General features: G+C 77.1%; 9 protein-coding genes. 4 read left to right on the top strand and 5 right to left on the bottom strand.

Translation table 11 applies throughout. The annotated features are described in order from the left end of the window. Positions 1 to 795 (bottom strand): helix-turn-helix domain-containing protein (locus RM780_RS27135; protein WP_311633560.1); only part of this gene is annotated, 795 nt, incomplete at its 3' end. 877 nt (positions 796 to 1672) lie between these two features. Between RM780_RS27135 and RM780_RS27130 the strand changes: the two genes are divergently transcribed. Genes RM780_RS27130 through RM780_RS27120 form a run of 3 tightly spaced genes read left to right on the top strand, consistent with a single transcriptional unit; the run spans position 1673 to position 4055 of the window. Beyond that, positions 1673 to 2884 carry a sensor histidine kinase gene (locus tag RM780_RS27130; protein ID WP_311633559.1) on the top strand — a complete coding sequence of 404 codons (1212 nt, stop codon included), beginning with the start codon at positions 1673 to 1675 and terminating at the stop codon, positions 2882 to 2884. A 50-nt stretch (positions 2885 to 2934) separates the two neighbouring features. After that, positions 2935 to 3519: a helix-turn-helix domain-containing protein gene (locus tag RM780_RS27125; RefSeq protein ID WP_311633558.1), complete on the top strand. Its 585-nt coding sequence runs from the start codon at positions 2935 to 2937 to the stop codon at positions 3517 to 3519. Beyond that, positions 3516 to 4055 carry a GNAT family N-acetyltransferase gene (locus RM780_RS27120; protein WP_311633557.1) on the top strand — a complete coding sequence of 180 codons (540 nt, stop codon included), beginning with the start codon at positions 3516 to 3518 and terminating at the stop codon, positions 4053 to 4055. Before RM780_RS27125 ends, RM780_RS27120 begins: the two co-directional genes overlap by 4 nt. Here RM780_RS27120 and RM780_RS27115 read toward each other — a convergent pair. Together RM780_RS27115 and RM780_RS27110 are read right to left on the bottom strand one after the other, a co-directional pair. Then, positions 4052 to 6397, bottom strand: a complete 2346-nt coding sequence (locus RM780_RS27115; RefSeq protein WP_311633556.1) for a caspase, EACC1-associated type — start codon at positions 6395 to 6397, stop codon at positions 4052 to 4054. The two genes, RM780_RS27120 and RM780_RS27115, sit on opposite strands and share 4 nt — an antisense overlap. After that, positions 6394 to 6750 (bottom strand): effector-associated constant component EACC1, encoded by a 357-nt coding sequence (locus RM780_RS27110; protein WP_311633555.1) that lies wholly within the window; start codon positions 6748 to 6750, stop codon positions 6394 to 6396. The genes RM780_RS27115 and RM780_RS27110 overlap by 4 nt, the downstream gene beginning before the upstream one ends. Before the next feature lie 232 nt (positions 6751 to 6982). On the opposite strand from RM780_RS27110, the gene RM780_RS27105 reads away from it, so the two are divergent. Further along, positions 6983 to 8176: a hypothetical protein gene (locus RM780_RS27105; protein WP_311633554.1), complete on the top strand. Its 1194-nt coding sequence runs from the start codon at positions 6983 to 6985 to the stop codon at positions 8174 to 8176. Positions 8177 to 8235: 59 nt separating this feature from the next. Here the strand turns inward: RM780_RS27105 and RM780_RS27100 are convergent, their stop codons facing one another. Next, positions 8236 to 9138 carry a poly(ethylene terephthalate) hydrolase family protein gene (locus RM780_RS27100; protein ID WP_311633553.1) on the bottom strand — a complete coding sequence of 301 codons (903 nt, stop codon included), beginning with the start codon at positions 9136 to 9138 and terminating at the stop codon, positions 8236 to 8238. A gap of 260 nt (positions 9139 to 9398) precedes the next feature. Further along, positions 9399 to 10241, bottom strand: a complete 843-nt coding sequence (locus RM780_RS27095) for a DUF4328 domain-containing protein (RefSeq protein WP_311633552.1) — start codon at positions 10239 to 10241, stop codon at positions 9399 to 9401. Positions 10242 to 10482 lie beyond the last annotated feature (241 nt).

Raw genomic sequence — 10482 nt, 5'->3', positions numbered from 1 at the left:
CTCCCACAGCGGGCGGATGTCGTCGGGGTCGCCGCCGCACTCCTCGGCCAGGCTCTGGGCCAGGCGCCAGGAGGGGCACCGCTTGCCGGCCAGCACCCGGGAGAGGTAGGAGGCGGAGACGCCCACCGCGCGGCCCAGGTCACGCAGGGTCCGGCCACTGGAGCGGTGCAGGGTGGCCAGCGCCAGGGACAGGCCGCCGGGGGGCCGCTCCTCCCCGTCGCGCGGGTCGCCGCGCCGGGCGCCCGCCCGGCGGGGGCGCGGCAGCAGATCGCCGGCGCGCTCGCGGTCCGCCGCGCGCTCCCCGGCGCTCGGGACCGCCTCGGAGGGAACGCCGACGTTGCGGTGCATCCGGCGCTCGACCACGTCGGCGGGCCAGGTGGTGCGCAGCTTGGCCGGGGTGACGGACATGGCCCGCGCGATGCCGGCCGCCGGGACGCGCTGGGTGCGGGCCAGGCCGACCGCGGCGGCCTGCACGTCGTGCGTGCGGCGCTCGATCTCGGCGCACCAGTGGAGCACCCGCAGCGAGGACTCCTCGCCGGCACCCTCGGTGGAGGCCGCGTTCAGCAGCGCGTCGGCGCTGCGGGCCAGGCTCTCGGAGAGGGCGCGGACGTAGGCGGTGTACCGGGCGGCCTCGGCGGAGGGGGCCGCCTGGTGGGCGCGGTACGCCGCGTCGCGGCACCGCTTGTCGCAGTACTCCTTGGGGCGGCCCAGGCGGTTGCGGATCAGCGCCTTGCGGCACTTGGCGTTCTTGCAGCGGGTCTGGAACGAGTCGTACGGACTCTGCGCTAAGGACATCGGGGATTCCCGGGTGGTCGCCTGAGGGTGAGGGTGCCGCCGTGCGGTTTCGCCGTGGGGCGGCGCGGGATGGGCTCGCCGCCCCGGGCGAAAGGCGTGCGGGACGCGGCCGGGGGGCGCGCGGCCGGAAGCGCGAACGCTCCGGGTGGCGCGCCGGGGCGAGGGGGTGTCGTCGGGGCAGGACGGGCGGTGTCAGCCGCGGAAAATCGGGCGGTACCGGGCGCCGGGCGGGCGGCGGGCCGCACGGGGCGGCGGGCCGGGGGCGCAACGCGCGGGCCGGGGGGCGGCGGGGAGGGCCGGGGCGCGGCTGTTGCCCGCGCGGGTACGGCCGCTTCTGGTTTCAACCACCGCGGGGCGCGGGATGCTACCGTCACGCGGGGACGGTGACCGCGGCCCGTCGGAGCCCGGTCCTCGCCGCCCCGGTGTCATGCGATCAGGAGGCATGCAGCCTCTCCTCAACGGTCGATTGACAGTGTGGTGCCGGAGGGGCCCGGCTGCACGGTTGGCAGACCGGCCGGGCCTCCTCGTCTGCCCGGAACCTACCCCCTCCACCCTGTGGCACGCCAGCACTACGAGATGTAATCGACATCATGGGGCCGCAGCCCCGGGCATTCGGTCCAACTGCTGGCAATGGCTGGTCATTTGTGGTCGGTACGCGACCAAGTCCGGTCGCCGGGCGGGGGCGGGGGGCGCACACGCGACCGACGCACGCCGGGCCGTTCACCGGAGCCGATAGCTGCCGGGAAGCCCGGCCGCCGTCTCGAGGCCCGGCCGTTCCCGACGAAGGTCTGCGCCGCGCCGGCGTGTGTCATCCCAAGGTCTCGACCTCCCGGCCGCGGCGTTCCGCCCGCCCCGCCCCGGACGTACCGTCGTCGTCGTGTCCCGAGAACGCCTGGCCGACCTGGGCCTGCTTCTGTTCGCAGCCGCCTTCGCCGTGCTCACCTCCGACTCGGTGGTGCCCGACGACGTCCCGGCGGGGTGGCTGACGGCGGACCGCGCGGCGGGGGCGGCGGCCTGCGCGGCCGTTCTCCTGCGCCGGAGGTGGCCGGTGCGGCTGGCCGTGGCGCTCCTGCTCTCGGGCGCGGTCCTGCACTTCGTCACCGGGCCCACGCTGGTCGCCGTCTACACCGTGGCCGCCCGGCGGCCGGCACGCACCACGGCCTGGGTCGGGGCGCTGGCCGCGGCGCCGCTGCCGCTCTTCCTGCTGCGCTCCCCCGACCCGGGCCAGGAGACCACCTCGGCGCTGACGTACTTCACCCTGATCGCGGCGGCCTTCGGCTGGGGCCTGTACCGGCGCTCGCGGCGGATGCTGATCGCCTCGCTGCGTGAGCGCGCAGACCGGGCCGCGGCCGAGGCCAGGCGGCAGGCCCGCCAGGACGTGGCCCGGGAGATGCACGACGTGCTCGCGCACCGGCTGTCGCTGCTGAGCGTTCACGCGGGGGCGCTGGAGTTCAACCCCGGCGCCCCGCCGGAAGAGGTGGGCCGGGCCTGCGGGGTGATCCGGACCTGCGCGCACCAGGCGCTGGAGGACCTGCGGGAGATCATCGGTGTGCTGCGCTCGCCGGAGAGCGCCGAGGGCCCGCAGCCGCTTCTGGCCGACCTGCCGCGGCTGGCCGAGGAGTCCCGGACGGCCGGGGCGCGGGTCACGCTGCGGGTGCGGACCGCGGACCCGTCCTCGGCCCCGGCCCCGGCCCCGGCCGCGACGGGTCGCACGGCCTACCGGGTCGTTCAGGAGGGCCTGACCAACGCCCGCAAGCACGCGCCCGGCGCGCCCATTGCCGTCACGGTCGGCGGCGGCCCCGGCGAGGGCCTGCGCGTGGAGGTGCGCAACGCGGCTGCCGCGCCCGCCGCCTCCCCCGGCATCCCGGGCTCGGGCCGGGGCCTGATCGGGCTGGCCGAGCGCGCCACGCTGGCCGGCGGACGCGTCGAACACGGCTTCCGGGACGGCGATTTCACCTTGACCGCCTGGCTGCCGTGGCCCGCCCACGCCGCGGCGGCGGCGCCGACGCGGGAGGGGCCGGAGGAGGGCCGGGAGGGCACGCCCCCGGCGGTCGCGGGCAGCGCGGGCGGCGCCTCCCCTCAGCGCTGAGCGAGGGGCCCGCCACAAGGCCGTCCCGGATACGGGATATCCTCCCGTTCATGGGAATTCCTGAGGCGGCGCGGGACGAGGTCGAGGTGCGGCTGGCCGGGCGGCTGGCGCGGCTGCGCGGCGAGCGCGGGTGGTCGCTGGAGGAGCTGTCCGGGCGCACCGGCGTGAGCCGCTCCACCCTCTCGCGGCTGGAGCGCGGGGAGATCAGCCCCACGGCCGCCCTGCTGAACCGGCTCTGCGCCGCCTACGGCCGGACGATGTCCCGCCTGCTGGCCGAGGTGGAAGCCGAGTCCGAGCCGCCGGCGCTGGTGCGGGCCGGGGAGCAGGCCGTCTGGCGGGACGAGACCTCGGGGTTCACGCGCCGGTCGGTCTCCCCGCCGCACCCCGGGCTGCGCGGGGAGGTGGTCGAGGGCCTGCTGCGGCCCGGGGCCGACCTCGCCTACGACGGGCCGCCCGTTCCCGGCCTCGAACAGCACCTGTGGCTGCTGGGCGGCGCGCTGGAGGTGACCGTGGGCGCGGCCGTGCACGCGCTGGGGCCCGGCGACTGCCTGCGGTTCCGGGTGTGGGAGGGGACCCGCTTCCGCTGCCCCGGCCCGGACCCGGCCCGCTACGCGCTGCTGGTGGTCCTGCCGTGAGCGCGCCCGTGCTCCTCTCCCCCGACGCGTTCCGCGAGGCCGTGCCCGGCCTGGCCGCGTTGCTGGCCGAGGTGGTGGCCGGCGGCGCCTCGCTGGGCTTCCTCTCCCCCTTCACCGCGTCCGAGGCCGCCGCCTGGTGGCGGGAGCGCGAGCCGGCGGTGGCCGGGGGCAGCCTGCTGGTGTGGGCCGTGCCGGGCACCTCCCCCGGCGCGGTCGCGGGCACCGTGAGCCTCGCCCCGGAGGCCAAGCCGAACGGCCGCCACCGCGCCGAGGTGATCAAGCTGATGGTGGGCCCGCAGGCGCGCGGCCGGGGCCTGGGCCGGGCGCTGCTGGCCGCCGCCGAGGCGGAGGCCGCCCGCCGGGGCGCCGCCCTGCTGCTCCTCGACACGGAGACCGGCAGCCCCGCGGAACGCCTCTACCGCGCGGCCGGCTGGACCCCCTACGGCCTGGTCCCCGCCTACGCGGCCGACCCCTCGGGGGAGCTGCGGGACTGCGGCTTCTACTACAAGTTTCTGGCGACGTCCGGGCGCTGCTAGGCGGGCGGGTCGGCGGCGTCGAAGGGCGGGGAGGCGGCGACGGCGCCCACGACGTAGGGCGGGCTCTGGTCCCCCGCGCTCTCGGGGGTGGGCTCGGCCACGTCGGCCACGACGCAGGTGATGTTGTCGGGCCCGCCGCTGCGGAGGGCGTATTCGGTGAGCGCGTTGACCGCGTCCTGGGGCGAGGCCGGGTGGGCGGTCAGGGCGTCATGCAGGAGCTGCGGGGAGACCGGGCCCGAGAGGCCGTCACTGCAGAGCAAGTACCGGTCGCCCGCCTGGGCCTGACGCAGCGCCAGGTCAGGCGTTGCGGAGACGCCGCCAAGGCCGAGCTCCCGGAACAACGGCAGCTCGGGCGGCCCGTGCCCCGCCGGTTCCTCCTCGGCCGGACCCCACTCGTCGGTCTCCCCTTGCGCCCAGGTGTGGTCGCGGGTGCAGAGGTACAGCATGCCCGCGCGCAGCAGATAGGCGCGCGTGCGGCCGATGTGCATCAGCCCGAGCCCCGCGCCGTTCCACAACAGCGCGGTGGCGCTGCTGCTCACGGCTCGCAGGGGGTGTCCGAGGGCCTTCACCCTGGTGTCGGCCAGGGCCGCCGCCCTGCCCAGGGCCTCGGCGGGGTCGCCGGCCGGAGGCGTCGCGTCCAGGCGGCTCAGCACGGAGATCACCTCCGCCGACGCGACGGGGGCGGCGTACCCGTCCGCGACGGCCAGCAGTCGCGGTCCCGCGTACCCGGAGTCCGCGTTGTACTTCCTGACCAGTCCCGTGTGCGAGCCCGCGGCGAAGCGCAGCACCAGCGGGGGCGGGGGCGGGGAGGGGCGGCGCACGCGCGGGGGCGCCGCAGGCGCGCGCGGCGGGGAGGGCGCCGGGCGCAGCTCCTGGCCGGCGAGGCTGTCCACGGCCTGCCGCATCTCCGCGGCCCCGGCGTAGCGGGCGGCCGGGTCGGCGGCCAGGGCCCGCAGGACCACGGCGTCGAACGCCTCGGACACCTCGGGCCGGTGGGTGGACGGCCCGGTGGGGCGGCCGTCCCCGGTGAGCGGGCGGCCGGTGAGCAGCCGGTACATCAGGCCGCCCACGGCCCGCAGGTCGGCCCCCGCGTCCGGATCGGGGCCGACCGGGCCCGGCCCCTCGGCCAGTTCGAGCAGCCTGATGCCCCGCTCCGGGGTGTGGGTCAGGTTCTCGGGAACGAGATCCCAGCCGGCCGCCCCGAGGCCGTGGGCGTGTTCGAGCGTCCCGAGCAGCCCCGATGCGAGGCGGACCACCTCGGCGGGCGGGAGGGGCCGTTGGGCCACCAGCGTGTGCAGCGGGCGGCCTCCGGGCGCCTCGACGACGTGGAAGGGGCGGGCGATTCCCTCGCCCCGGTCGCTGCCGAGGTCGAGCAGCAGGGCGATGGAGGGGTGCCCCAGCGGCGCGCGCGAGCGGGTCCTGGCCTCGAAGCGCCGCCGCAGCGCGGGCTCGGCCGCCGCCTCGGGCCGCATCAGCCGGACGATCACCTCCCGGCCCAGGACGGTGTCCGTGCCCGCGAAGGAATCGCTGAGCGCGCCGCGGCGGCGCGGCGCGTGCAGCTCGTAGCGCCCGGCCAGCATCCGGCGGCCCCCGCCCGCCGGGGCCCAGGCCCGGTTGCGGAACAGCGGCAGGCGCCCGGCGTCGTTCCGCACCCGGCGCTGCGGCTCGGGGCGGGACCTGGCGCGCAGGCCGTCGGCGAGGAGAGCGAACACGTCGTCCAGCGCGAGGAGTTCGGGGCCCTCGGGGACGCCGCGCCGCAGCAGGCCGATGAGTTCGCCGGTGAAGGCCGTGTGCGTCTCGCCCGGCGGGGCCAGGGCCTGGGCGGACTCGGCGGCCGAGGCCATCAGGTAGGTGCCCTCGACGGCGGCGCCGTTGGCCAGCGCGGCGCGGGCCTCGGCCATCATGCCCAGCGCCCGCCCGCTGTAGCAGCAGTCGAGGACGACGATGCGGCACTCGGCGCGGCTGCGCAGGAGCTGGCGCCTGATCCAGTCCCAGGGCAGGGTGGTGTCGGGCTCGCCGGCGATCGAGCCGGGCAGCCCGAGCCACAGGTCGCCCCGGTCCGGGTCGATCAGGCCGTGCCCGGCGTAGTACACCAGCAGGGTGTCCGTGGTGGAGTCCACGGCCCGGCGCAGGTGGCCGATGGCCTCGGCGGCGCTGCGGGGTTCGAGCGCCAGGTGGCAGCGCTGTCCGGGCAGGCCCCACACCGAGGCGTCCCGCAACTGCACGGCCAGGTCGGCCACGTTGGCGCGCACGGCCGGCAGGTCGGCCAGGTGCGCGTAGGAGCTGACGCCGATCAGCACGGCGGCCGAGCGGCCCGGGGAGACGGGGCTCCCGGTGGTCACGGCTCCTCGCGGGTCAGCGCGGCCAGCAGGCGCGCGGCGGTGTCCGGGTCCTGCCCGGAGAGCGTCACCTTCTTCCCGCCGTGCTCGACCGTGATCTCGGGGGGCCGGGGGCGGGTGCCGCGCCAGGCATACCAGGCGAGCGCGAGGTTGGCGAGCTGGAAACCCGAGTCCAGCACGAGCCGGACGTACTCCAGCGCGCCCCCGCTCATCTCCCCCTCGGCCGGCACCGCGCCGGCCAGGTCGGCCCTGGCGTTCCGGCGGACGTAGGGATCCTCTGTCAACCAGCGGTGCAACGACCGCAGTTCGGCCTCGTCCCCGGCGCCGACGGCCGACGTGGCCAGCGTGAACTCCATCGCCCCTCCCCCGCGCGGCTCGCGTGTGCGGGCATGATAGCGCCGCCGGCGGCGCCGGGCCCGGGAATCTGACGGTTCCTCAGCCCCTGTTGATCTCTCACAGACCTCTCATGGAACGATGAGCCCGCGCTCACCGGCGCTCCCTACGCTGCCGTGCGTGACCCCGCTCCAGCGGGGTCTTCCGCCGAGGACCTGGAGGGACGCACGCCTCATGGCAGAGGATCGATGTACCGTGGCGCCGCGCACGCGGCTGGTGCACATCGGGCCGCACAAGACCGGAACGACCGCGCTGCAGGGCGCCTTTCACCGCGCGCGGGAGGAACTCGCCGCGCACGGCGTCCTGTACGCCGGGAGCGGCCGGCAGGCCAAGGAGCCGGCCGTCGCGGTGACCGAGGGGCCGGGGGGCGACCTGGGCCCGTGGGAGGCGCTGTGCGCGGAGGCCGAGAGCGCCGGTGAGAGCCGGGTGATGATCAGCAGCGAGTTCTTCTCCAACGCAGACGAGGACGCCGCCCGGGCCGTGGTGGAGGGCCTGCGGGGCGGGCCGGCGCACGTGGTGGTGACGCTCCGCCCGCTGCTGCGGATCCTGCCCTCGCACTGGCAGCAGTACGTCAAGCACGGGCTGTGCCACTCCTACGAGGACTGGCTGACCGGCCTGCTGCGCCGCCCCGCCGACGAGCCGCCGGCCGCCGAGTTCTGGCACCGGCACCGGCACGACCTGCTGCTGGAGCGGTGGGCGGTGGCCGCCGGGGCGGAGAACGTCACGGTGGTCGTGGTGGACGACGCCCGTCCCGAGCGGCTGTTCCGGTCGTTCGAGAAGCTGCTGGGCCTGCCGGACGGGCTGCTGGTCCCCGAGGAGGGCGGCGGCAACCGCTCCCTCACGCTCGGGCAGGCCGAGTTGCTGCTGCGGCTGAACCGGCGGCTGGCCGAGAGCCCGGTGCCCGGCCGCCCGCGCCAGGCCCTGGTGCGCGACGGGGTGGTGCCCCGTCTGCAGGGCTACAGTCCCGCGCCCGGCGAGCCGCGGATCGTCACGCCGGCCTGGGCGCAGGAGGCGGCGTCCGCGGTGGCCGAGAAGATGGTCGCCGCCATCGCCGGCTCGGGCCTGCGGGTGATCGGTGACCTGGCCGCGCTGACGCCGCCCCCGGGCGGCCCCCAGGCATGCGCGGCCCCGGAGGTGATCCCCACGGCCGTCGCGGTGGAGGCCGTCCTGGGCGGGATAGCGGCGGGCGCGGCGGTGCCGCGCCCGCGCCCCGTGCCGCCGCCGGAGCGGGCGAAGGCTTCGAGGCCGGAGGGTTCGCTGAAGACGGAGGACCCGGCGGTGGAGGACCGGCCCGTGCGGCGGGTGCCCGCGCGGGACCTGCTGCGGGTGCTGGGCCGGCGCGGCGTGCGGCGGCTGCGCCGCGGGCTCCGCGGGCGCGCCGGCCGCTGAGGCGACGGCGCCCCGCGCCCCGGTGGATCCGGGGCGCGGGGCGCCGCGGCCGTGGGTGCTCAGGCGCCGGGACAGGTGTCGCGGTACTCCGCGATCACGTCGCTGGGGGCGGGCGGCGGGCAGAGGAACCGCTCGTAGCGGGTGTCGTTGTCGACATAGCGCTTCAGCCAGGCCAGGGTGAACTGGCCGATCGTGGCGTTCTGGAAGTTGGGCGCCAGGTGACCGCGGCCGGCCAGCTCCAGGTAGGCGCGCTCCGGGGCGTTGACCAGGCCCTGGTACAGGGGCTCGGCGTGCTGGGCCACGGGGGCGGAGTTGTCGTTCTCGGCGCCGAGGATGAAGGTCGGGACGCGGACCTCGGGCCAGGACCTGTCGAAGACGTACGGGGTGAGGGGGATGGCCGCCTGGAGGCCGGGCCGCTCCGCAGCGGCGTTGATCGCGCCGCCGCCGCCCAGCGAGTGGCCGGCCACGGCCAGCCGCGCGGGGTCGACGCGGTTGGCGACCGCGCTGCGGCCGGTGAGGTAGTCCAGCGCGGCGAGCAGCTGGCGGCCCCGGGCGGGCGGCGAGTCGGTGGCGGTGTTGAGGTTGTTGATCGTGAAGACGACGAAGCCGTTGGTGGCCAGCTTCGGGCCGTACCAGGCGAGGCTGCCCTGGTCCGCGTTGAGGCCGGGCGACATGGCGACGGCGCCGAACGTGCCCCCGCCGGCGTTCGTCGGGTAGTAGATCGTTCCGCCGCCGAAGCCGGGCTGCTCGGGGACGGTGACGCGCGCGTAGGAGAACGGCCCCTGGGCGGCCCGCAGCGAGTTGAGGGTCGGGGCCGGCCCGCGCCGGTACTCCTGCTCGGCCGCGACGGCGGTGCCGTCGGCGGCAGCGACGATGCCGAGGGCCAGGACGCCGGCGACGAGGGTGGCGAGGGCATTTTTCAGCCACACCCGAAGGCCGTGGGGGCGGGTGCGGTGGTGCATGGGCGATTCCTTGCGTGCAGGGGGCGCCGGGGCGCCTGAAGGGTCTGTGAGCTGCGAGTCTGCACGCGGCCTCGTCCGCCGGGAAGAGGTGTCCGAGTAATTCATGCACCGTGCATCTATTGTCTCCGTGGCCGAAAAATGACCCGAGAACGGAAGGGAGGACCCGAACGGGAGTCGGTCATGCCGAACGCCGGTCAGGAGCACAGCGGTTGACGCCGGACGCGGGACGGCGGCGGGTCCCCGGGGGCGGCCGGGAGCGTTCAGCGGCGGGTCGCGCGGAGGGCGGCGCGCTGCATGGCGCTCAGGCGCCGGGCGAAGACCAGGGCGGCGACGGCCGCGGCGACGGTGGCGGCGTAGGAGGCGAGCATGACGACGGCCAGCGGGAGGTCCAGCTCGTACCCGCCGTTCCGGTCCCAGGGCTGGTCCAGGGGCAGCAGGCGCGGGGCCGCGGCGGGCAGGGCGAGCAGCAGGGCCGTCCCCCACCAGGCGTTCACCCGGCCGTGGGGCGCCATGCCGCCGGAGCGGGAGGGCCGCGAGGCGGCGTGCCACATGTCGTTGGCGATCTGCTTGGGCAGCACGAGGTTGGCCATGGGCAGGAACCAGCACAGCCCGGCCATCCAGGGCCGGTACCGCAGCCGCCCGGGCGCGAGCGCCTCGGCGCGGCGGCGGGCGGCGGCGAACCACCGCAGCCAGGACACGACCAGCGCGGCGCTGACCGCGACGTGGGCCGCGTGGAGGCCGGTGCCGAGGGTGATCCAGAGGTCGAGCCCGCCGCCGACGGCCGTTCCGTCGTAGCCGAAGGTGCCGGCCAGCAGCGCGGCGCTGGCCGTGCAGCAGGCGATCAGCAGCCAGAACAGCCAGGTCAGCGCCCCGGTCCGGACCGCCGGAGCGCCGCGCCGCTCCGCGGCGAGCTTGGGGAGCGGAACGGCCGTTGGGGGCTCGGGCCCGGCGGCGGCCTGCGGCTCCGGCTCGGCGGGCGCCGGGGCGGGGGTCGGGACGTCCGCCGCGGGGGCGGGAGTCGGGACGCCCTTGGCCGTAGGCGGCGCTTGAACTTCCCCATCGGGGGCCGGAGTTGGAACGGCGACCGGAGTCGCGTGCGCCATGGCCCGGACCGGCGACGGCCCCCAAGCATGGGGCGGCGTGGGAACGGCCGTGGCGGGGGCCGGCGTCGGGATGGCGGCCGGAGCCGGCGTCGGCGGGGGAACGGCCGCGACAGGGGCGGGCGTTGAGGCGGCGGCGGGAGGCGGGGTCGGCGTCGGAGCGGCTGCGGCAGGAGCAGGCGTTGAGGCGGCGGCCGGAGGTGGAGCCGGAGCGGGGGCCGGGGCCGGGTCGGCGGTCGGAGTC

It is taken from the genome of Streptomyces boetiae, from assembly GCF_031845405.1.
GTDB classification, from domain to species: Bacteria; Actinomycetota; Actinomycetes; order Streptomycetales; family Streptomycetaceae; genus Streptomyces; species Streptomyces boetiae.
The sequence above is the reverse complement of the archived record's forward strand: the minus strand, read 5'-3'. Positions and strand labels throughout refer to the sequence as shown.